Genomic DNA, 21,582 nt, shown 5'->3' with positions numbered 1-21,582 from the left:
GGTCATGAGCCAGCCCTCGAATTCCAGTACAGCGAGCGAGACCGACATCGCCGCTGCCGCGGATCGCCTCGCGACCGCCGCCGCAACCGGCGTGCCCTGCGCACCCGTGCGGGATCTGATCGGAAGTGAAGACCTCGTTGCCGCATACGCCGTGCAGCGCCGCGTCGACGAAATCCGTCGCAATGCCGGTGCCGTCGTTGTGGGCCGCAAGATCGGCCTGACCTCGGTGGCAGTCCAGCAGCAACTCGGCGTCGATCAGCCCGACCTCGGTGTTCTGTACGCCGATATGGACTTCACCGGCAGCGAGTCGATCCCGATGGACCGCCTGATCCAGCCCAAGGTCGAGGCCGAGGTTGCTTTCGTACTCGGTGCTGACCTCGTCGACGGACCGCTGGACAACGCCCAGGTTCGCGACGCGATCGAATACTCCGTCGCGGCGATCGAGATCTGCGACAGCCGCATCGAGTCCTGGGACATCAAGTTCGGTGACACCGTGGCCGATAACGCGTCGTCCGGCGTGTACGTCCTCGGCACCGAGCGTCACACCCTCGCCGAGGTTGAACCTGCTGACGTTGTCATGTCGATGAGCGTCGACGGCACCGAGGTGTCCACCGGCGTCGGAACCGCCTGCTTGGGCGATCCCATCGAGGCAGTTGTCTGGCTCGCCCGCACGGCCCGCGAACTCGGTCAGCCGTTGACTGCAGGTCAGGTCATTCTCTCCGGCGCTCTCGGCCCCATGGCGCCGGTTGTAGCGGGAAATGTCGTCACCGTGAACGTATCCGGACTCGGTTCGGTCACCACAAGTTTTTCCACTAAAGGGGACATCGCATGAGCAAGGTCAAGGTCGCGATCATCGGATCGGGCAACATCGGCACCGATCTGATGATCAAGGTGCTGCGTAATTCCGACTACCTCGAGATGGGTGCCATGGTCGGCATCGATCCCGCGTCGGACGGTTTGGCTCGCGCGGCGCGCCTGAACGTGCCGATCACCGCCGAAGGCGTCGAGGGCCTCGTCGGTCTGCCGAACTTCGACGAGATCGAGATCGTCTTCGACGCAACGTCGGCAAAGGCGCACGTCGCCAACAACGCACGCCTGGCACCGCTCGGCAAGCGCATGATCGACCTGACACCTGCCGCGATCGGCCCGTACGTCGTGCCGGCCGTCAACGCGGACGAGCACCTGGACGCACCTAACGTCAACATGGTGACGTGTGGTGGCCAGGCCACGATCCCGATGGTTGCCGCTGTTTCTCGGGTCGTCCCGGTGGCGTACGCGGAGATCGTCGCGTCCATTGCCTCCAAGTCGGCCGGTCCCGGAACGCGCGCCAACATCGACGAGTTCACCGAGACCACATCCGAGGCGATCGTGGCAGTCGGCGGCGCTCGCCGCGGCAAGGCCATCATCATCCTCAATCCGGCTGAGCCGCCGCTGATCATGCGCGACACCGTCTTCTGCCTCGTCGACGCCCCGGACCCGGCTGTTCACGAGGAGATCCGTGCGTCGATCGAGAAGATGGTCGGCGACGTCTCCGCCTACGTCCCGGGCTACCGCCTCAAGCAGGAAGTCCAGATCACCGAGATCCCGGCCGACCAGCCGGTCGAGACGTTGCTCGTCGACGGCAATCGCCCCACCCACCAGGTGTCGGTATTCCTCGAGGTCGAGGGTGCTGCACACTACCTGCCCGCGTACGCCGGCAACCTCGACATCATGACGTCCGCCGGAATGCAGATCGCGGAGCGCATCGCCCAGCAGAAGGAAGCAACCAAGTGAGCAACCGCAAGATCTTCGTCCAGGACGTCACCCTTCGTGACGGCATGCACGCTGTCCGCCACCGCATTTCGCCCACCGACGTCAAGCGGATCGTCACCGCTCTCGACGCTGCCGGCGTCGACGCGATCGAAGTTGCACACGGCGACGGTCTCGCCGGCGGCTCGCTCAACTACGGTCCCGGCTCGAACACCGACTGGGAATGGATCGAAGCAGCGGCCGAGGTGCTCGAGCACGCTCGCCTCACCACGCTGCTGCTTCCGGGTGTCGGCACGATCAGTGAACTCAAGCATGCCTACGACCTGGGCGTTCGCTCGGTTCGCGTTGCCACACACTGCACCGAGGCCGACGTCTCCGCGCAGCACATCGAGACCGCCCGCGAGATCGGCATGGACGTCTCCGGCTTCCTGATGATGAGCCACATGGCGCCTGCCGAAGAACTGGCGAAGCAGGCCAAGTTGATGGAGTCGTACGGCGCGCACTGCGTCTACGTCACCGACTCGGGTGGACGTCTGGTGATGAACGACGTCGCCGACCGTGTTCGCGCGTACCGCGACATCCTCGACGAGGGCACCGAAATCGGTATCCACGCGCATGAGAACCTGTCGCTCTCGGTTGCCAATTCCGTTGTGGCAGTGCAGAACGGCGTCACCCGCGTCGATGCATCGCTCGCCGGTCACGGTGCCGGTGCCGGTAACTGCCCCCTCGAGGCATTCATCGCCGTCGCCAACATCGAGGAGTGGGAGCACGGCTGCGACCTGTTCGCATTGCAGGATGCTGCCGACGACATCGTCCGTCCGCTGCAGGACCGGCCCGTTCGCGTCGACCGTGAAACCCTCACGCTCGGCTACGCAGGTGTCTACTCGAGCTTCCTGCGCCACGCGGAGACCGCGTCGGAGCGCTACGGCATCGACGTCCGCACGTTGCTGCTCGAAGCCGGCCAGCGTCGTCTGGTGGGCGGTCAGGAAGACATGATCGTCGACATCGCGCTCACCCTCGCTGCAGAACGTGACCGCGCATCCGCCTGACACTCACTAGCTGTCAAGCCAAAGGCGCTGCTGTCGATTCCGACGGCAGCGCCTTTGCGGTTTTCTGCCGTCCGGGTGCCCAGAATCCGAGGATGACCGCAGAGACCCAGATGATCACGGCCAAGGTCAGTGCAGCTTGGTTCATGCCTTCGATGAAGGCTTCACGGGCGAAGTCCGCCAGTTGATCGCCTTGTGAGCCCGCGCTTTCCGCGATGTGCAGGGCCGCGGCCAAGGAACCCGAGACCGGTTCCTTGGCCGGCTCGGGCAGCATATCCACAGCAGGTTGAACATGCCGAGCGTACGTCGTGGCCAGGATGCTGCCCGCAAGCGCAACACCTATCGCAGAACCGATTTCACGGGTGACGTCATTGATCGCCGACGCGACGCCCTGTTTGGCATCCGGTGTATTGGACACGATTGCAGCGGTAGCGGGTGTGGTGCACAGTCCCAACCCGATGGCCGCGACGATCAGGGGAATGCACACGTCGACGTAGCTCGATCCCAACTCCAACCGGGTCACGAGTGCGATTCCTGTGCCGAGAAGCGCAATTCCCACCGAGGTGAGAATTCGGAGTCCGACGAGCGGGATCAGCAGCGGCGACACGACGGACAGAGCCATGACGGGGACGGCCATCGGAAGAAGTGCGAGTGCTGATTGAAGTGGCGAGTAATCGAGCACGAGTTGCAGGTACTGCACAAGCATGAAGAACATTCCGAATGTGGCGAGGAACTGAAGTACGAGTGATGTTGCGCTACTACCGAATGCGCGGTTGGCAAACAGTCCGACATCGAGAAGTGGATGGGCCGAACGCAATTCCACGAAGCTGAATACAACTCCCGTGGCGATTCCGCCGATCAGAAGCGCAAGAACCACAGGGTTCAGCCACCCGCGGACGGGTGCTTCGATCATGCCGAGGACAAAAAGGCCGATCGCCGTGGCAATCAGTGCAGTGCCCAGAAAATCGAGTGGAGTTGTCTCCTCGTCCTTCGAGGACGCGATGGTGAACGAGGCCACCAGGATTAGTCCCGAGACGACGGCGAGGCTGATGAATATCGAATGCCACGACCACTTTTCGATCAGGAAACCGGATATGACAAGTCCGGCGATGGCGCCCGAGCCGGCCACGCCGGACCACACGCCGACGGCTCGACTGCGTTGGGTAGCCGGAAAACCGGCCGTGAGCAGTGAGAGTGTCGCAGGCATGACAAATGCGGCACCCACTCCGAGACGACGCGGGAGGCGATGATCCACGACGGTTCGTCGATGAAGACGGGGATCGCGCTGCCTGCTGCAAAGACGACCAACCCGAACATCAGCAGTTCGCGTCGGCCGTAGCGGTCACCGAGTGCTCCGGCGGCCAGCAGCAGGCAGGCGAGCACGAGTGTGTAGCCGTCGACGATCCAGGTGAGCTGAGTTTGGGTGGCGCCGGTGTCCCGGGCGATGTCGGGGAGTGCGGTGTTGAGTGCGGCCATGGCTGCGACCACCAATGCCACCGCGCAGCACGAGACGGTCAGCATCCAGATCTGCCGCGGCGTCCAGGTGCTCTGTTCGATCTCCGTCTTACTGGTCACGAAGCCTCCCATAGAAACGAGACCATCAGTATCGTTGGGAGAATGCTAGTTCCACAACCCCAGGTTGGGTATAACTGTGGTTGTGACAACGGTTCGCTCTGATCGGCAGGCAGCAGACGAGGATCCGCGCAAACTGCGATCCCGGACTCGATTGCTCGATGCTGCAACAACACTTCTTGCCGAAGGCGGAGTCGACGCGGTGACGATCGACGCCGTCACCAAGCTCGCGAATGTTGCTCGCGCGACGTTGTATCGGCACTTCGACAGCGGCACCGAGCTGGTGGCTGCTGCCTTTGCGCGGCTACTGCCGTCCGTACCGGCACTATCAGGAGAGGGCGATCTGCGAGCGCAGCTGCTCGAGCTTCTCACCAATCAAGCCAAGGCCATCGAGAGCGCCCCCGTGCAGGTCACAGCAATGTGCTGGCTCGGCTTGGGGCCGGATCTGACGGGCTACTCGAGCGCGGCCGCGTTGACCGAGCGCCAACCGGAGATGCGGTCGCTGCGGCAGATGATCATCGAGCAGTACCGGGACGCGTTCGACCGAGTCCTGCGCACGCCCGAGGCCATCGAGGAATTGGGGGAGTACGACTACGACGTTGCGCTCGCGCAGTTGGTCGGTCCGTTGGTGCTCACGAAGTTGGCAACCCTCACCCCGTTGGGGGAATCGGCGTGTGCGCAGATAGTCGACGATTTCCTCGCTGCCCGGCGTGCGTGAGCCGGATTGCCGTGGTTCGAGATTACGGTTCGAGATTGCGTCGTAGTACGTACTGCTCGAGGCGGTCGATGCCCCGCACGCGTCGCGGCCGGAGGTGTCGGAGCTTGAAATTGGCGTCGTCACTCACTGCGGCGGCCAATTCCGAATCGATCAGTACCGTTCCGGGGCGCGCGGAACTGGTAAGCCTGGCAGCTTTGTTGACCACCGACCCGTACAGATCGCCGAAACGCACGAGCGTGGGACCCATGGCAAGACCCACGCGCAGTTGTGGATCGTCGTGGTCGGCGAGCACGGCGCTTTGAATCTGCAAGGCGATTTCGGCAGCGTGGCGGGGGCTTTCCACAGCGAACATCACCTCGTCACCGACAGTTTTGACGACCCACCCGAAATTTCGGCCGATGATTTCGGTTGACGCGGATTCGAAGCGCTCGAGCAAATCGTTCAGCTCGGTGGGATCGAGGCCCCGAGTCAGTGAGGTGTATCCGACGATGTCGGCAAAACCGACGATCAAGATCCGGCTGGAGAATTCTTCTCCGGGATTTCCGACGTTCCGTCCCGTCGACGAAGCGATGTGCCTCTTCCATACGTAGGTCTGGAGCGATTCGACAGCGGGGATGATCTCGGCGCCGAGTCGCAGAATTTGCTTCCGGATCGCCTCGGGATCGTCATCCGCGGACTCCGTCAATTGATCGACGATGTGAGTGCCGATGATCGACACCTGCCATTCGGCGAGACGCGACATCGATTGGCCCAGCGCGCGCGCCGCAGCGACTTCGCTACTGCGCGAGATGATTCCACGATCGACCATGGTGATGATGCCCTGCAACGCATCGGCGTCCTGTTGGGTGAACATGACGGCGTCCGGGTCGTCGTCGACGGCAAATCCCATCGCGACCCACAGACGATCTGCGCGCTCGCGGGAAACACCCGCGAATTCGGCGATCTGAGACTGTGTGTAACAACGAGGACCGCCGAGGAGGAACTCTTCGACGTCGGACTGAATGCGACTGAAGGTAGGGGCGTCGAACCCACTTCGCGACAGTGACGCGGATGGTTCGGTGCCCTCGTCGATCGGTGCTGACTCCGAACTGCTCACTGTGCTCCTTGCGTCCCATGTGCTGTGTTGTCGACACTATCTTTCACGTGCTGCCTGCCGAACAGTACTGAATTCGGCGAACCTGAGCGGCGCTGCGCGGGAACACGTCGGTGGCCTGTGCAAGAGTTGCCCCGAGAAAAGCTCTACCGACACTCTCGAAAGGATTTGCGCATGCCACCCCGTAGACGTTCCGGCGCTACCGCATCAACGCCGGATCACCTCACTGCGGAAAATTTGGCAGCTCTCGCCACGGCAGTCGCCGAAGGCAAACGCGCCACCGTATACCTGCGCGAGGCAACTCCCAGCCTCGGCATCGACGCAGGCACTTCCGCGAAGGTGGTGTCGGTGGACGGAAATACCGTGCTGATCCGCCCCAAGGGCGTGAACGACGAATTGCCCTTCGAGGCAGAGGAATTGCGAATCAATCGCGTCGCGTCGACGCCCCCCAAGCCGGCGCCCCGCCCTAAACCAGTTGTGGAGTCCGAACCGCTCATGGAACCACTCGTCGAAACTCGGCCGAAGCCCCGAACCGTACCGGCAGCAGCCGCTCCGGCCCCTGCGCCCGTTGCGGCTCCCGCGCCTCGTCCGGCGGTCAAGCGTGCCAAGAAACTACCGCCAGGAGTCAGCGTCACCATCCATGCCGGCGCCGACAACGACTGGAGCGTCACCGTCACTTTGGGAGCCAAGCGGCCGGGCAAAGCGGTCCCGGTGGCACCCGATGCAGTTGAGCGCGCAATCCGCGAACTGGGTGAACCGACGGCCATCGAAGCTGTCGAATCGATCATCGTGGAGGCGCGCGACGCAGCGGCCGCCAGAGTGGACGAGCTCAGCCGTCAACTCGAAGAAGCACGCAAGATGCTCGAAGCGCTGGGGACCAACGAGTAACTCTCCTGCGTAGGTGCCGAGTATCCGGGGTATGCGATTTGTGCAGCGGGGACTATCTCGGCGGGGAGTGTGTGATGTTGCAGAGAATCATTTCCGTTTTGGCGGCGGTCGTAATTGCACTGGGACTCGGGTTGGTGGTCACAGGGACGGCCGTTGCCGCGGCAACACCCCTCGGCGGGGGCAGCGGCATCATCATCAGCGACGAGACGATATGTACGTTGACAACGATCGGGCGTGACAACGGCGGTCGGCTGGTGGGGATCACTGCAGGTCACTGTGGCGGACCTGGTTCGACGGTTGTTCCGGAGGATGACGAGGGAGCCGGGGTCGTCGGCACCTTCGTCGAGTCCAATTCGGAGCTCGACTACGCCATCATCGAGTTCAATCCGGCAAAAGTGACGCCCGTGCGGACCGTTGACAGTGCCACCATCACGTCAATCGGCCAGCCGGCGAGCTTCCCGGCCATCGCCTGCAAAGAAGGTCGGACAACGGGGCAGACGTGCGGCGTCGTGTGGGGAAATCTGAGCGCCGACGCCCAAACCTGGACGCAGGTGTGTGTTGATCACGGCGATTCCGGAGCCCCTGTCACCGTCGGAACCACATTGGTGGCGATGGTGAACGCCTACCTGTACGTGCCGTGTCTGGGGCCGGAACTCGGCACCAACATGTCCTCGATCATCGCGGATATCAATTCCGATGGAGGCGTCGGTGCCGGGTTCCAGCCGATCTAGATCGGTGCGCTGTCTGGCATCAGCGCGCTATCTGTTCGGGTTCAGCCGCACACTGCTCCGCCTGACGCTGATCCCACCAGCTTGGTGTACTTCGCCAGCACACCGCGTGTGTAGCGCGGAGGAAGTGGCTCCCAACCTTCTTTGCGGGCAAGCAGTTCCGAGTCGTCGACAAGCAGTTCCAACAGTCCGGTACTGACATCGAGCCGGATCTGATCGCCGTCACGAACAAACGCGATGGGACCGCCGTCCACCGCCTCGGGCGCGACGTGCCCGACGCACAGGCCGGTCGTTCCGCCGGAGAATCGTCCGTCGGTCAGCAGCAGGACGTCTTTGCCCAGGCCGGCGCCCTTGATAGCGCCCGTAATGGCCAGCATCTCGCGCATTCCGGGGCCGCCCTTGGGACCTTCGTACCGGATCACCACAACATCGCCGGCAGTAATTGTGCCGTCCTCGAGAGCGTCCATAGCGGCGCGTTCGCGTTCGAAAACTCGTGCAGTACCGGTGAATACGTCGGATTCGAAGCCGGCTGACTTGACGACTGCGCCGCCGGGAGCCAACGAGCCCTTGAGGATCGTGATACCGCCGGTCGGATGAATGGGCTTGTTCATCGCCCGTAGAACCTTGCCGTCCGGATCAGGCGGGGTGATGTGCGCCAGATTCTCCGCCACGGTCTTGCCGGTAACGGTCAGGCAATCGCCGTGCATGAGACCGGCGTCGAGCAACGCCTTCATGATGACGGGAACTCCGCCGATGCGGTCGACGTCGGTCATGACGTGTTTTCCGAAAGGCTTCACGTCGGCGAGGTGCGGAACCTTGGCTCCGACACGAGCAAAATCGTCGAGTGTCAGAGGGACATACGCTTCGTGAGCGATCGCGAGGAGATGGAGCACCGCATTGGTGGAACCACCAAATGCCATGACAACCGCTATCGCGTTCTCGAATGCTTCCTTGGTGAGGATGTCGCGGGTGGTGATTCCCCGACGGAGGAGTTCGACGACGGCTTTGCCGCTCTCGCGGGCGAATCCGTCGCGTCGCCGGTCGGGCGCAGGCGGCGACGCGCTGCCGGGAAGGGACATGCCCATGGCCTCCGCAGCACTGGCCATGGTGTTTGCCGTGTACATACCGCCGCACGCACCCTCGCCGGGGCAGATGGCGCGCTCGATGGTGTCGACGTCTTCGCGGCTCATCAGCCCGCGGGCACACGCTCCCACGGCTTCGAAGGCGTCGATGACGGTGACTTCGCGTTCAGTGCCGTCGGACAGCTTTGCGACGCCAGGCAACGTGGAACCGGCGTAGAGGAACACGCTGGCGAGGTCGAGGCGAGCGGCCGCCATCAACATGCCGGGCAGTGATTTGTCGCAGCCGGCGAGGAGGACGGAACCGTCGAGGCGCTCGGCCTGCATGACCGTTTCCACGCTGTCCGCGATGACTTCACGGGAGACGAGGGAGAAGTGCATACCCTCGTGACCCATCGAAATGCCGTCGGACACGGAGATTGTGCCGAATTCGAGGGGGAACCCACCGCCCTCCCGGACACCTTCCTTGACGGCTTTGGCAAGGCGGTCGAGGGACAGGTTGCACGGGGTGATCTCGTTCCAGGAGGACGCGACGCCGATCTGGGACTTGACCCAGTCGTCGTCACCCATTCCTACTGCTCGCAACATGCCTCGCGCTGCGGTCTTTTCCAGTCCGTCGGTGACGTCACGACTTCTGGGCTTGATGTCGGGTTCGGTCATTTGCCAAGCATAGGCTCCACCTGTGCGCCTTTCTGGTAGCCGGCACTACCGAAAAGGCGCACAGGCGAAGCCTGGGTGAACATTCCGAAGCTCTCTTGAACATCTGTTCAGATGCAGATTCACTCCTAGCGTGCACACGAATGCCTTTGATCGAATAACCAGACGTGGCCTCCTGCAGAGTTCGGCAGCACTTGCCGGTGCGGTGGGCCTCGGTGTCGCCTCGGCGAACCGTGCGAGTGCCGCGGTGCCTGCCGGCTTCAACCACGGCGTTGCGTCCGGGGACCCACTGCCGGACGCCGTCATCATCTGGACGCGCATCACGCCAACGGCCGACGCGACCCCGGGTTCGGGGATCGGGCCGGCAGTGACGCTGAACTGGCACGTCGCGACCGATGAGGGGTTCGCGACTGTCGTGGCGTCGGGAAGTGTTGTGGCTTCGGCAGGTTCGGATCACACTGCCAAAGTTGATGTGACGGGACTCGATTCCTCCACGACGTACTGGTACCGATTCACCACCGGTTCGGTAGTTTCGCCCGTCGGCCGCACACGCACCGCTCCGTCGAATTCGGCAGATCTCGAACGGATGCGCTTCGGTGTTGTCTCCTGTTCCAACTGGGAGGCCGGGTATTTCGGTGCCTACCGCCATCTCGGGTTCCGGGAGGATCTCGATGCGATCATCCACTTGGGCGATTACATCTACGAATACGGTCAGGGGGAATACGGGTCGAGAAATGGATCGGTACGGCTGCACGAACCGGCACACGAGATCATTTCCCTGGCCGACTACCGAATCCGGCACGCGCAGTACAAGACCGACCCGGACCTTGCGGCTCTGCATCTGAAACTGCCGTTCATCACCACGTGGGACGATCACGAATCGGCGGACAATGCGTTCCGGGACGGCGCCGAAAACCACACTTCCGGTGTCGAAGGCGATTGGGCGGATCGAAAGGCCAACTCGGCCAAGGCCTATTTCGAGTGGATGCCGGTTCGGCCCTCTGGCAGTGGTTCGAGCGTTCAACTGTACCGGCGGTTCCGCTTCGGGAACCTGGCAGAAATCTCGATGCTGGATTTGCGCACGTACCGCGACGAGCAGCCCACATTGCGTCAGGTCGACGACCCGAATCGCACCATTACCGGACGCGCGCAAATGGATTGGCTCACCAGCGGCATCGTCAGCTCGCCGGCGCAATGGAAGATCGTCGGCAATCCCGTCATGATCACCCCATGTGTGTTTCCGCCGCTCGAACCGGCTACTACCGCGGCGCTGACCGAACTGGTGGGAATCCCGCTGGCCGGGTTCCCGTACAACACCGATCAGTGGGACGGCTACACCGCCGACCGCACACGACTGTTCGACGCCATCACGTCGAACAACGTTGACAACACAGTCTTTATCACCGGTGACATTCACACGTCGTGGGCGTGTGACCTGCCCACTAACGCCGCCAACTATCCGGGTGGACCGACCGTCGGAGCTGAGTTCGTTGTTCCGTCGGTGACCTCTCCCAACATCGACGACATGTTGAAAGTGCCGCCGCGCACCGCATCCGTTGCGGCAGAAGAAGCGTTCAAGGCGGTCAATCGCCACGTTCGGTACGTCGAATTGGATTCGCACGGATACGGCGTATTCGACATCGCCCGCGACGGTACCCAGATGGATTGGTATTTCGTCGACAACGTCACCGATCCACAGAGCAACGCCCACTACGCAACCAGCTACCGCCTGCCTGCCGGTGCCGGTGCCAGGGTAGCTCCGTCCTTCAGTCCGCTCGACCCGAACTCGTACCGACCAGGAGTCAACCAGTGAGCCTCGAACTCTCCCGCCGCAACGTCTTGATCGGCGGAAGTGTGCTTGCCGGAACAGCTTTGCTCGGTGCGCCCGCGCACGCGGGTGTGCCTACCGGTGGCGGTCTGCCCGATGTCGACGTCTACGTCGTCGTTGTCGACGGTATGCGCCCGGACGAACTGCGAGCAGATCTCACTCCGATGCTGACAGGTCTGGCTGCCGGCGGCGTTCACTACCCGAATGCCAGCGCGATCAACATCGCGGAGACGCTTCCCAACCACACGGCGATGATGACGGGTGTGTACCCCGTGCGTTCGGGTGTGCCGGCCAATTCCGTCTACGACCCGGCGATCGGCAAGAAGCGCGACCTCGATCAGGCATCGGATCTGCAGACGTCGACGGTCCTCGACCGCGTGCGCACCGAACTCGGATTGACCACTGCGAGTGTGCTGTCCAAGCAATACCTGCACGGGCTGTTCGGTGATCGCGCATCCGTCGTCTGGGATCCGCAACCGCTGCTTCCCGGCACCGAGCACGCCCCGGACAACTTCACGATCGACGCGTTGATCCGGATCGTCGGCGAGAACTCACCGCGCTTGTCGTTCACCAACCTCGGCGACGTGGACCGTGTTGGTCACCTTGATCTTTCGGGACCGTCGATTCGGATCGCGCGTACCGCCGCACTGCAGAACACCGACAATCAGGTACGACGCTTTGTCGATTTCCTTCACAGCACCGGACGGTGGAATCGGAGCGTCCTCATCGTGCTGGCCGATCACTCGATGGACTGGTCGGAGCCAACGCGCCTTATCGGGCTGGATCGTCCGCTCAACGCAGATCCGTTGTTGGCCGGGAAGATCCGCATCGCGCAGAACGGTGGCGCCGATTTGATCTACTTCGTAGGACCGGATCAGGAACGTGCAGAGGCTGTTCGACGTATTCAGGAAATTGTCTCCGCCGTCGACGGCGTCGAATCGAGCCATCTGCCGGCGGAATTCAATCTCGGTGACAATGCCGGCGATGTTGTTGCGTTCTGCGCACAGGGGTGGCGGTTCAGTGATCCGACACCGCTGTCCAACCCGATCCCTGGCAATCACGGCCACTCCGTGACACTGCCGATTCCGTTCTTCCTCAGTGGTGGGCATCCTGGCCTCGACGGCGGCCGCCGCGTCGACACCTCCGTGCGCACGATCGACGTGGCGCCGACAGTGGCGGCACTCCTGGGTCTTCCGGCACCGGCTGGCGGGTGGGACGGTGCCGCTCGCACGGCGGGTGTCGCGGTAGGTGTCTAGCGGCGGTCAGTAGCATGACGAGGTGACGATCAACCGCAGTCGCAAAGCCCGATACGCGCGCAAACGCAAGCGCCGGATGGACAGCACGACACACGACCTCAGCACCGAGCAGTGGGCCGCGCTCAGATCCTCGTGGGGTGGGTGCGCCTACTGCGGCGCGCAAGACGTACCGCTGCAACGTGATTGTGTTCTCGCGATCTCGCGCGGTGGCCGTTACACGCTCGACAACATTGCGCCGGCCTGCGCGTCGTGCAACGCCAGCAAATGCAACAGCGAAGTCACACTCTGGTTGCGTCGCAAAGGGTACGACGAGAAGTCGTTCCTACTCCGTCACGCCGAGATCGGTATCGATCTGAGAGGGCGTTTCTCGGAGGCAGATCTCCTTTAGCGCGTCTCCTTCAGCGCGGATCACGGCCGGTCAGTGCCATCAACTTGTCCTGCAGAGGCGAGTCCTCGGGAATCTCGACCGGGGCGGCAAACAAACCGCTTTCGGCCAGCATGTCGCGTTGACCGTCGAGATCGGACCAGACGGCTTCGACGAGCGTCGGGTCCAATCGGTCGTCCGCACCAACTGCCCGTGCCAGATCCCACGCGTGAATGGTGACGTCAGACGTCTGCTGACGCAGATACGGCTCCATGTTCACCGTGCCGTAGGACAGATGAACCTGCGTATCGAGATTTGTCGATTTCCAGGCGTTGATCGCGGCTTCGGAGTACTTCTGCCATTCGGTCCACAGGTCGTCACCAACCGGAACGATGTCCGGCGTCGCTTCGCCCACGGTGAGCCCGGACAGCAGCGGAGGCACCCACTGTTGTTCCTCGATCACATGACGAACCAGGTGTTCCACCTGCCAGTCGGAATCGGGGGTAGGCACATTCCAGTCCTCGACCTGAGCGAGTCGCGAACCGAATTCGCGGTGGGCAGTGAGCACGAGTTCGAGCCAGTCAAATTCCACACTGGAGGGTAACCCGATCTTGGCGGGCTCAATCGTTGTTTTCGATCTCAATCGTTGTTTTCGATTTTGCTGTCGGAGGTGATGGCTAGTCTTCACGAGTATGAGCGAAGTAGTGTCTCCGGCCGCGGCGCGTCGCATCGCGCTTGCAGCTCAAGGGTTTGGAAAAGCGCATCCTGCAGCCGTGACACGACGCAATCTGATCGGGGTGATGGACCGCTTGCAGGTGCTCCAGATCGATTCGGTCAACGTATTCGAGCGCAGTCATTATCTGCCGATCTATGCACGAATGGGTGCGTACGACAAGTCGAGACTCGACCAGCTCGCCTTTGCACCAGGATCGGGATACCTCGAATACTGGGGCCACGAGGCGACATTCCTGCCCGTCGACATGTGGCCGCTGTTCCGTTGGCGAATGGATCAGTTTCGGGCCAAGGCCCTCGCAGACAAGAACGGATGGGCGTCCGATCGGCTCGACTTTCTCGAGTGGTTGCGCAGCGAATTGCGGGACAACGGGCCGATGGCGGCGAGCGAGGTCGAGCACGACGCGAACACGCGGCGCGGACCCTGGTGGGGGTGGTCCGACGTGAAGGTCGGCCTGGAGACCCTGTTCCGGTGGGGCGAGGTGGTATCGGCAGGTCGAGCGGGGTTCGAACGTCGCTACGCACTCGCCGAGAACATACTGCCGCCGGCGATACTCGACGCCAGGGTGGAGCGGCCGGACGCGATCCGTGAGCTTGTGCTGCGCGGAGTGCGGGCACACGGACTGGGCACTCTCGACGATATCGCCGACTACTTTCGACTCCCCAGCGCCGAGACACGAGTTGCACTGCGAGAGCTCGAAGACGCCGGCAGCGTGCGCCCCGCCTCCGTCGAAGGTTGGGAGCGTCGAGGAAAGCCGCGAGAGGTATGGATCGATCCTCAGGCTAAACGGCCAAGGGCAATTCGGGCCGACGCTCTGTTGTCTCCCTTCGATCCGGTCGTATGGGCGCGTGATCGAGCGTTGCGGCTCTTCGACTTTCACTACCGGATCGAGATCTACACTCCCGCCCACAAGCGGGTCCACGGTTACTATGTCCTGCCGGTGCTGATCGACGACAAGATTTGTGCGCGAGTCGATCTCAAGAATGACCGTCAGAACCGTCAACTGCTCGTGCGCTCCGCCTGGGCAGAACCCGACGCCGACGCAGATACTGCACCGCGCCTGGCGGCGCTGCTCCGGCGAACCGCACTCTGGCAGGGCTGCGAGACCGTCGTGGTGGAGAACAAGGGAACGATGGCGGCGGAGTTGGCGGACGCGATGAGAGCTGTGCCGGACGCAGCCTTAACGCACTGAGTGCGCCTCCCCTGATATCGGGGGAGACGCACTCGGTGATTGCTACGTGATTCAGCGAAGAGCAGCCAGCGCGTCGATCCGCTTGACGGCGTCTTCCATGATGCTGTCGATCAGTTCCTTGCAGCTCGGCAGATCGTTGATCATGCCGACAACCTGACCCGACGCCAGCACACCGGCTTCGGTGTTACCTTCCACCAGACCGGCTTTGAGCAACATCGGGGTGTTGGCAGCCATGATGATCTGCATGATGGTGCGGTCGCCGGATCGCTTCATCGCGATTCCGTCCTTGGCGAGGGTTGACCACTTCATGCCGGTCATAGCCTTGAACTTCATGGCGTTCTTGGCGGCAGCGATCAAACCGGTTGCGTAGCTGGAACCTTCGAGGCTGTTGACCAGGTCGGTGTTGAGCACACGGTGCGGCATGCCGTCGACCTTGCGTGAAACGGTCGTATCCGTCAGTCCGCGCTTGAGGTATTCCTGCTTGACGGAATCCGGTACCGAGGAATCGCTCGTAAGCAGGAAACGGGTGCCCATCGCCACGCCGGCAGCGCCGTACGCGAGTGCAGCCGTCAGGCCGCGGCCGTCGAAGAAACCACCACCGGCGATAACCGGAATGTCGACGGCGTCGAGGACCGAGGGGAGCAGAAGGGTTGTTGCCACACCGCCGGTGTGACCGCCACCCTCGCCGCCCTGGACGACGACGGCGTCCGCGCCCCAGGACGCAACCTTCACGGCATGCTTTGCAGCACCGATGGACGGAACGACAACAATGCCGTTGTCCTTGAGCTTGGAGATCAGATCCTTCTTGGGAGCCAAGGCAAAAGACGCAACCTTGACACCTTCGCGGATGAGCAGATCGATACGCTGCTTCGCGTCGGTGGCGTCGGCGCGCATGTTGACGCCGAAGGGCTTGTTCGTGAGCTGCTTCGTCTTCTTGATCGCGTGCTCGAGCTCGTCGTACGTCATCGTGGCCGAAGCCAGGATGCCCAGACCACCGGCGTTAGCCGTCGCCGACGTGAGAGCGGGACCGGAAACCCAGCCCATGCCTGTCTGCACGATCGGGTAGTCCACGCCGACCAGTTCGGTCAGCGCAGTCTTGAGGGTGGGGGTCATGCCGAGACCTCACGGTCCCGCAGGTTGCGCGGGTCGAGGGTCTCGCGAATGAGGTGGAGCTCTTCTACTGTGGGTTCGCGGGTGACGCCTGCCTCGGCGAGTCCGGCAACCTCGAACGAGGTGTTCTCGGCAACCTCTTCGGCCGTGACGCCGGGGTGAAGGCTCAACGCGCGGAAGGTGTTTCCCGGTCCACCGAAGTCGAAGACACCGAGATTGGTGACAACGCGGGGGATGTTGAGGTACTTGTATGCCGGGTTCTCGGGATCGATCTGGTCGTAGCCGACGCCGCACACCACGTCGACCTTGTCGACGAACACTCGCTTGGAGTGCTTGGGGACGAAGTAGCTCGTGGCGTGGTTGATCGTGTTACCCGGAGCGCCGCGCACACCGAACATCTGACGCGACGGCTGCTGAAGCGGGCCGAAAGCGGAGAGGTTCTGGTTACCGTGGCGGTCGAGCTGGTTTGCGCCCATGACCACGTGGCGACGACCGGAAGCGACCACGTCGAACACCTTGCGGAACGGCATCCATCCTTCGATGGGGCCCTTCGTTCCCACTGCCGGGGTGTCCTCGAGGATGAGGGCTTCGCCGTCGGTGATCAGGAGATCGGGTTCGGTGGTCAGGCGGGCAAGGCGAGCGCCGATGGTCGATGACGTCGACATCGGGCTGGCCATGATTTCACCTGCGCCGGAGAAGATTTCGGCGCAAGCCAGGACTACGTACTCTGCGCGGGTGACGGTGGATTCGCTCATGACGCCTGCTCCTCTGCAAACTTCTTTACTGCGGCCTGGTAATCCTCTTCGCTGCCGGAGAGGAAGGTGTCGACAAATGCCTGCCACGACTCGGGGGTCTTTGCGGCTTCGGCGTAGTGACGCTGGAACTTCTCGTCGCGGCCGTAGCTCTCGCCGGCAAGGGTGAAGTGCGCGCCGTTCGGGGCCTCGACGACACCGTCGACCATCATGCGGTTGATCAGAAGATTCTGCAGCGGAACGGATTTGACCAGTTCCTCGGTTTCGACGATGCGTTCCACCGAGACGTAACGCTTCTCCGCTGCCATGCAGTACAGGTCGTCGAAGTACGGGTCGACGCCGTTGTACGCGGCATTGCCGTGCTTGTCACCGAGGTTGAGGTGAACGAACGACGCGTCGAGGTTGAGCGCGGGCATCGCGATCAGGGTCTCGGAGCGGCCGTCGGCCTCGGGGTACGGGGAGGTGACGGTCTTGAGTTCGTCGCCCCAGAAGTTACGGACATCGGATCCCAGGCCTGCGCGGATCGGCAGGAAGGGGAGACGGGCAGCTGCAGCTTCGAGGCCGCACTTGACCATTCCCTCGTCCATTTCGCGGGACTCGATCTCACCGTTGGTGCGTGCCTTGGCAAACCACGGGTCGTAGAACGGAGCCGAGTCCAGGGACACGAAGCCGTAGTACGCCTTCTTGACCTTGCCGGCCGAGCACAGCAGGCCGAGATCCGGTCCGCCGTACGTGACGACCGTGAGGTCTTTGATGTCCGAACGCAGGATCGCGCGAACAAAAGCCATCGGCTTACGGCGAGATCCCCAGCCGCCCAATCCGATGGTCATTCCGGAGCGAAGCTCGCCGACAACCTCGTCGAGCGACATTGTCTTGTCACGCTTAGCCATGATGTCTCAGCCTTCCTTCTGGGTTGCGTTCTCACGCGGCTTGCCGGTTGCGACGAACTCGTCGCGATGCTCGTCGGACACACCGAGCAGGTTGAGCTCGAAGGTGTATCCCTGCTCGAGGCGGTAGCTGGTCTTGACGTCGACGGGGTCGATGCCGTTGATGGCTTCCTTCGCGCACCGGATGATGCGGGTGTCCTTGGCGGCGATCTTGGCGGCGATCTCGCGGGCGCAATCGTCGAGCTTCTCGCGCGGGACGACGTCGTAGACGCTGCCGAACTGCTTGAGTGTGTGGGCGTCGACGCTCTGCGCCGTGTAGTACAGCGTGCGCATCATGTGCTGCGGTACCAGGCGGGCGAGGTGGGTGGCTGCGCCGAGTGCGCCGCGGTCGACCTCAGGGAGGGAGAAGATCGCGTCGTCGGACGCGACGATGACGTCAGCGTTGCCGACCAGACCGATGCCGCCGCCGACGCAGAATCCGTTGACTGCCACTACGACCGGAACGGCGCAGTCGTACACCGCGGCAAAAGCAGCAGCGCAACCGCGGTTGGCAGCAACCAGAGCGTCGTAGCCGTCGGTGGCCTGCATCTCCTTGATGTCGACGCCGGCGTTGAATCCGCGGCCTTCGGCTCGCAGGATCACGACGTGGGTATTGAGGTCCTTACCTGCGGCGAGGATCGCGTCGGCGAGATCGAACCAACCCTGCGAGGGGATTGCATTGACCGGTGCGTAGTCGATGGTGACCGTGGTGATGCCGGTCCCGTCGGAGGAGGTGCTGATGCCCATAGCGGGTTTCCTTACGTCTGTGTACCAAACCAAGCGATTGCTTGGTAAGTTAGCACACAAGCGGAGCCGACAAGCCCGAGCAGAGTGCAATAGGAGATAAAAATGAGTGGATTGGTCGATGGACGCGTAGTCATCATCACCGGGGCAGGTCGCGGTATCGGACGCGCGCACGCACTGGCATTCGCGGCAGAGGGCGCCAAGGTTGTCGTCAACGACATCGGCGCAGGCGCGGACGGCTCCGCAACCGGCGAGAGCCCGGCCGAGCAGGTAGTCGCCGAAATCATCGCAGCCGGCGGCGAGGCCGTCGTCAACGGTGACGACGTCGCAGACTGGGCGGGTGCGGAAAACCTCATCAAGACCGCCATCGACAACTTCGGTCGCCTCGACGTGCTCGTCAACAACGCCGGCTTCCTGCGTGATCGCATGCTCGTCGGCATGAGCGAAGCCGAATGGGACGCCGTCACCCGCGTCCACCTCAAGGGTCACTTCGCGCCCCTGCGCCACGCCGCTGCCTACTGGCGCGCCGAGGCCAAGGCAGGCAACCCGATCGACGCACGCATCATCAACACCAGTTCGGGCGCCGGACTGCAGGGCTCCATCGGCCAGGGCAACTACGCCGCAGCCAAGGCCGGCATCGCCGAGATGACCATCCAGGCAGCAGCAGAGTTCAAGAATTACGGCGTCAGCGTCAACGCAATCGCGCCGTCCGCGCGTACCCGCATGACGGTCGGTGCCGGCGGCGCCATGGCCGAGATGATGGCAGCTCCGGAAGAGGGCTTCGACGCCATGGCTCCGGAGAACGTCTCACCGCTCGTCGTGTGGCTCGGTAGCGCAGAGTCCAAGGACGTCACGGGACGCGTCTTCGAGATCGAGGGCGGCAAGATCACCGTCGCAGAAGGATGGCGTCACGGACCGAGCGAAGACAAGGGTGATCGCTGGGATCCGAAGGAAATCGGACCCGTTGTGGCATCGCTGTTGGAGAAGGCCGAGACCCCGACGCCGGTGTACGGAGCTTGATCACATACTGATTCTGAAGGATTTCGCTCGCTCGGCGAGCGAAATCCTTCAGGATCGGGTCACCAGATCTTTACGCGCTTTTCGGGCTCCAAATACAGTGCATCACCGGGCTTGACGTCGAACTCCTCGTGAAAGACATCGAGGTTGCGGACGACGCCGTTGCAGCGGAACTCCGGCGGTGAATGCGGGTCGACGGCGAGTCGACGCAGTGCCTCGGCCTCGCGCGCCTTGGTCCGCCACACCTGAGCCCAGCCGAAGAATACGCGCTGCAAACCGGTGAGACCGTCGATAACGGGCGGTTCGGTGCCTTCGGTCGCGATCTTGTACGCCGCGATCGCGATGGACAGCCCACCCAGATCGCCGATGTTCTCGCCGATCGTGAACTCGCCGTTGACATGATGACCCGGCAGTTCCTTGGGTTCGAATTCGTTGTACTGCTCGATCAAAGCTTTTGTGCGCTTGCCGAATTCGGTGCGATCGTCGTCGGTCCACCAGTCGACCATGTTGCCGTCGCCGTCGTACTTGGCGCCCTGATCGTCGAAACCGTGCCCGATCTCGTGACCGATAACAGCACCGATTCCGCCGTAGTTGGCGGCGTCGTCAGCGGCGGCGTCGAAGAACGGCGGCTGCAAAATAGCTGCGGGGAAAACGATTTCGTTCATACCCGGGTTGTAGTACGCGTTAACCGTCTGAGGGGTCATGAACCACTCGTCGCGGTCGACGGGGCCGCCCAGCTTTGCGAGGTCGCGGTCGTATTCCGCGGCGTATCCGCGGCGGTAGTTGCCGACGACGTCGGTGGCCGAGATCTCGAGACCCGAGTAGTCACGCCACTTGTCGGGGTAGCCGATCTTGGGAGTGAACTTGTCCAGCTTGGCCAGTGCGGCCTTGCGAGTATCCGGGCTCATCCACTCGAGTTCGGAGATGTTGCGGCGGTAGGCTTCCTGCAGATTGCCGACCAGCTCCAGCATGCGTACTTTGGCTTCGGCCGGGAAATGGCGCTCCACGTACAGCTTGCCGACGGCCTCGCCGAGCAGGTCTTGGACCAGGCCGACGCCACGCTTCCAGCGCTCACGGTTCTCCTCGGTGCCCGAGAGTGCGGTGCCGTAGAACGCGAAGTTCTCGTCCACCAACGAGGAATGCAGGTACGGAGCGCGCGCATGGATGACTTTCCAGGCAGCCCATGCCTTCCAGTCGTCGAGTTCTTCCGACGCCCACAGTGCGGTGAAGGTGTGCAGGAATCCGGGCTGGCGAACCACGATTTCCGAGAACTTCTCGGACGTCGTTCCCAAGCCGGACAGCCAAGCAGCCCAATCCAATCCGGGGTTCTGCTCGGTGAGCTCCTCGAATTCGACGAGGTTGTAGCTCAACTCGGCGTCACGACGCTTCACGACGTCCCAGTGCCCGGCCGCGATCTTCTTCTCGAGGTCGAATACCCGCTGCGCCTCGTAGCCGAGTCCGGCGAGGTTGAACATCTTCTCGACGTGGGCGACGAACTTGTCGCGAATTTCGGCGTAGTTGTCTTCGCGGTAGTACGACTCGTCGGGAAGGCTGATACCCGACTGACTGAAGTGAATGAGGTAGCGCTCGGAGTTCTTGGCATCGGTGTCGACGTAGTGCGCGATGGCGCCGCCGACACCCGTGCGCTGATGGCGTCCGATCACGGTAGCCAGCGAAGAACGATCGGCCGCGTCCGCAATTGCGTCGAGTTCGTCGTCGATCGGGGTGAGACCGGCAGCTTCGATAGCGTCGGCATCCATGAAACTCGAGTACAGATCGCCGATGCGTTGGGCATCGGTACCGGACTCCGGTGACGACGCGGAAGCCTCGGTGATGATGGTCTGCACATCTTCCTCGGCCTTGTCGTACAGCGTGCGGAAAGCGCCGTCGACTGCGCGGTCTGCGGGAATCTCGTATTCGGCGAGCCATTTCCCGTTGACATGGACGAACAGGTCGTCCTGCGCGCGGGTCTCGCTGTCTAGGTGGGTGAGGTCGATGCCTGAGCGATGAGCCGTGGTCATTTCTCCATCCTTACACGATCACCACAATCCGCTCAGTCGTTATCGTGAGCCGTTCAGTGCCCGAGCGATCTGCGTCACCACAAGTTCGGGTGTGAGCGTCAGTTGATGC

The 21,582-nt window shown here is 62.7% G+C and carries 19 protein-coding genes and 1 pseudogene; 11 read left to right on the top strand and 9 right to left on the bottom strand.

The window, feature by feature from the left end; translation table 11 throughout:
• The first annotated feature begins 4 nt into the window (after nt 1–4).
• Genes R4P64_RS23410 through dmpG form a run of 3 tightly spaced genes read left to right on the top strand, consistent with a single transcriptional unit; the run spans nt 5 to nt 2,798 of the window.
• A complete protein-coding gene (locus tag R4P64_RS23410; protein WP_033236644.1) occupies nt 5–832 on the top strand; it encodes a 2-keto-4-pentenoate hydratase in 828 nt (275 codons plus the stop codon).
• Nucleotides 829–1,773, top strand: coding sequence for an acetaldehyde dehydrogenase (acetylating) (locus R4P64_RS23405; RefSeq protein ID WP_033236645.1), 945 nt, complete (start codon nt 829–831; stop codon nt 1,771–1,773). Before R4P64_RS23410 ends, R4P64_RS23405 begins: the two co-directional genes overlap by 4 nt.
• A complete protein-coding gene (gene dmpG / locus R4P64_RS23400; RefSeq protein ID WP_033236646.1) occupies nt 1,770–2,798 on the top strand; it encodes a 4-hydroxy-2-oxovalerate aldolase in 1,029 nt (342 codons plus the stop codon). The genes R4P64_RS23405 and dmpG overlap by 4 nt, the downstream gene beginning before the upstream one ends.
• 13 nt (nt 2,799–2,811) lie before the next feature.
• Here dmpG and R4P64_RS23395 read toward each other — a convergent pair.
• A pseudogene (locus R4P64_RS23395) lies at nt 2,812–4,382 on the bottom strand (MFS transporter).
• A gap of 70 nt (nt 4,383–4,452) precedes the next feature.
• On the opposite strand from R4P64_RS23395, the gene R4P64_RS23390 reads away from it, so the two are divergent.
• Nucleotides 4,453–5,085, top strand: a complete 633-nt coding sequence (locus R4P64_RS23390) for a TetR/AcrR family transcriptional regulator (protein ID WP_033236691.1) — start codon at nt 4,453–4,455, stop codon at nt 5,083–5,085.
• A gap of 22 nt (nt 5,086–5,107) precedes the next feature.
• On the opposite strand, the gene R4P64_RS23385 is transcribed toward R4P64_RS23390, so the two are convergent.
• Entirely contained in the window at nt 5,108–6,157 is a 1,050-nt protein-coding gene (locus R4P64_RS23385; RefSeq protein WP_371851348.1) for an adenylate/guanylate cyclase domain-containing protein, read from the bottom strand.
• A gap of 195 nt (nt 6,158–6,352) precedes the next feature.
• Between R4P64_RS23385 and R4P64_RS23380 the strand changes: the two genes are divergently transcribed.
• Both R4P64_RS23380 and R4P64_RS23375 read left to right on the top strand, forming a co-directional pair.
• The gene (locus R4P64_RS23380; protein ID WP_033236649.1) at nt 6,353–7,066 is read left to right on the top strand and encodes a DUF6319 family protein; all 714 of its coding nucleotides are present in this window, start codon (nt 6,353–6,355) and stop codon (nt 7,064–7,066) included.
• Nucleotides 7,067–7,140: 74 nt separating this feature from the next.
• Entirely contained in the window at nt 7,141–7,797 is a 657-nt protein-coding gene (locus tag R4P64_RS23375) for a serine protease (RefSeq protein WP_045064893.1), read from the top strand.
• Nucleotides 7,798–7,838: 41 nt separating this feature from the next.
• On the opposite strand, the gene ilvD is transcribed toward R4P64_RS23375, so the two are convergent.
• Entirely contained in the window at nt 7,839–9,533 is a 1,695-nt protein-coding gene (ilvD, locus tag R4P64_RS23370) for a dihydroxy-acid dehydratase (protein WP_033236651.1), read from the bottom strand.
• Nucleotides 9,534–9,663: 130 nt separating this feature from the next.
• Between ilvD and R4P64_RS23365 the strand changes: the two genes are divergently transcribed.
• Genes R4P64_RS23365 through R4P64_RS23355 form a run of 3 tightly spaced genes read left to right on the top strand, consistent with a single transcriptional unit; the run spans nt 9,664 to nt 13,002 of the window.
• On the top strand, nt 9,664–11,343 hold the full coding sequence (locus R4P64_RS23365) for an alkaline phosphatase D family protein (RefSeq protein WP_317822867.1): 1,680 nt from the start codon (nt 9,664–9,666) through the stop codon (nt 11,341–11,343).
• Nucleotides 11,340–12,614, top strand: a complete 1,275-nt coding sequence (locus R4P64_RS23360) for an alkaline phosphatase family protein (RefSeq protein ID WP_317822866.1) — start codon at nt 11,340–11,342, stop codon at nt 12,612–12,614. Before R4P64_RS23365 ends, R4P64_RS23360 begins: the two co-directional genes overlap by 4 nt.
• Before the next feature lie 22 nt (nt 12,615–12,636).
• Nucleotides 12,637–13,002, top strand: a complete 366-nt coding sequence (locus tag R4P64_RS23355) for an HNH endonuclease (RefSeq protein ID WP_233366212.1) — start codon at nt 12,637–12,639, stop codon at nt 13,000–13,002.
• Between the two features lie 10 nt (nt 13,003–13,012).
• Here the strand turns inward: R4P64_RS23355 and R4P64_RS23350 are convergent, their stop codons facing one another.
• Complete coding sequence (locus R4P64_RS23350; RefSeq protein ID WP_141485129.1) at nt 13,013–13,570, bottom strand: TIGR03086 family metal-binding protein; 558 nt, start codon at nt 13,568–13,570, stop codon at nt 13,013–13,015.
• Nucleotides 13,571–13,670: 100 nt separating this feature from the next.
• On the opposite strand from R4P64_RS23350, the gene R4P64_RS23345 reads away from it, so the two are divergent.
• The gene (locus tag R4P64_RS23345) at nt 13,671–14,903 is read left to right on the top strand and encodes a winged helix-turn-helix domain-containing protein (RefSeq protein WP_317822865.1); all 1,233 of its coding nucleotides are present in this window, start codon (nt 13,671–13,673) and stop codon (nt 14,901–14,903) included.
• Nucleotides 14,904–14,954: 51 nt separating this feature from the next.
• Here the strand turns inward: R4P64_RS23345 and R4P64_RS23340 are convergent, their stop codons facing one another.
• The 4 genes from R4P64_RS23340 to echA20 are packed head-to-tail and all read right to left on the bottom strand — an operon-like array spanning nt 14,955 to nt 18,438.
• Nucleotides 14,955–16,016 carry an NAD(P)H-dependent flavin oxidoreductase gene (locus tag R4P64_RS23340; RefSeq protein ID WP_033236657.1) on the bottom strand — a complete coding sequence of 354 codons (1,062 nt, stop codon included), beginning with the start codon at nt 16,014–16,016 and terminating at the stop codon, nt 14,955–14,957.
• Nucleotides 16,013–16,768, bottom strand: coding sequence for a CoA-transferase subunit beta (locus R4P64_RS23335; protein ID WP_033236658.1), 756 nt, complete (start codon nt 16,766–16,768; stop codon nt 16,013–16,015). Before R4P64_RS23335 ends, R4P64_RS23340 begins: the two co-directional genes overlap by 4 nt.
• Entirely contained in the window at nt 16,765–17,658 is an 894-nt protein-coding gene (gene ipdA / locus R4P64_RS23330; protein WP_411742700.1) for a cholesterol ring-cleaving hydrolase subunit IpdA, read from the bottom strand. The genes R4P64_RS23335 and ipdA overlap by 4 nt, the downstream gene beginning before the upstream one ends.
• A 3-nt stretch (nt 17,659–17,661) precedes the next feature.
• On the bottom strand, nt 17,662–18,438 hold the full coding sequence (echA20, locus tag R4P64_RS23325) for a (7aS)-7a-methyl-1,5-dioxo-2,3,5,6,7,7a-hexahydro-1H-indene-carboxyl-CoA hydrolase (protein WP_317822863.1): 777 nt from the start codon (nt 18,436–18,438) through the stop codon (nt 17,662–17,664).
• A gap of 102 nt (nt 18,439–18,540) precedes the next feature.
• Here echA20 and R4P64_RS23320 point away from each other — a divergent pair, with 102 nt between their 5' ends.
• The gene (locus R4P64_RS23320) at nt 18,541–19,455 is read left to right on the top strand and encodes an SDR family oxidoreductase (protein ID WP_033236661.1); all 915 of its coding nucleotides are present in this window, start codon (nt 18,541–18,543) and stop codon (nt 19,453–19,455) included.
• 59 nt (nt 19,456–19,514) lie between these two features.
• Here R4P64_RS23320 and R4P64_RS23315 read toward each other — a convergent pair whose 3' ends face one another.
• On the bottom strand, nt 19,515–21,473 hold the full coding sequence (locus R4P64_RS23315; RefSeq protein ID WP_045064883.1) for a M13 family metallopeptidase: 1,959 nt from the start codon (nt 21,471–21,473) through the stop codon (nt 19,515–19,517).
• Nucleotides 21,474–21,582 lie beyond the last annotated feature (109 nt).

The organism is Rhodococcus sp. IEGM 1366 (genome assembly GCF_033142425.1).
GTDB lineage: Bacteria > Actinomycetota > Actinomycetes > Mycobacteriales > Mycobacteriaceae > Rhodococcus_F > Rhodococcus_F globerula.
Note: the sequence above shows the minus strand (reverse complement) of the source record. Positions and strands in the feature narration are given on the sequence as shown.

Bases quoted from the DNA above. Each gene is read 5' to 3' on its own strand.
- R4P64_RS23375 (WP_045064893.1), top strand. From the start codon at position 7,141: ATGTTGCAGAGAATCATTTCCGTTTTGGCGGCGGTCGTAATTGCACTG.
- ilvD (WP_033236651.1), bottom strand. From the start codon at position 9,533: ATGACCGAACCCGACATCAAGCCCAGAAGTCGTGACGTCACCGACGGA.
- R4P64_RS23380 (WP_033236649.1), top strand. From the start codon at position 6,353: ATGCCACCCCGTAGACGTTCCGGCGCTACCGCATCAACGCCGGATCAC.
- R4P64_RS23335 (WP_033236658.1), bottom strand. From the start codon at position 16,768: ATGAGCGAATCCACCGTCACCCGCGCAGAGTACGTAGTCCTGGCTTGC.
- echA20 (WP_317822863.1), bottom strand. From the start codon at position 18,438: ATGGGCATCAGCACCTCCTCCGACGGGACCGGCATCACCACGGTCACC.
- R4P64_RS23405 (WP_033236645.1), top strand. From the start codon at position 829: ATGAGCAAGGTCAAGGTCGCGATCATCGGATCGGGCAACATCGGCACC.
- R4P64_RS23340 (WP_033236657.1), bottom strand. From the start codon at position 16,016: ATGACCCCCACCCTCAAGACTGCGCTGACCGAACTGGTCGGCGTGGAC.
- R4P64_RS23315 (WP_045064883.1), bottom strand. From the start codon at position 21,473: ATGACCACGGCTCATCGCTCAGGCATCGACCTCACCCACCTAGACAGC.
- R4P64_RS23345 (WP_317822865.1), top strand. From the start codon at position 13,671: ATGAGCGAAGTAGTGTCTCCGGCCGCGGCGCGTCGCATCGCGCTTGCA.
- R4P64_RS23320 (WP_033236661.1), top strand. From the start codon at position 18,541: ATGAGTGGATTGGTCGATGGACGCGTAGTCATCATCACCGGGGCAGGT.
- R4P64_RS23410 (WP_033236644.1), top strand. From the start codon at position 5: ATGAGCCAGCCCTCGAATTCCAGTACAGCGAGCGAGACCGACATCGCC.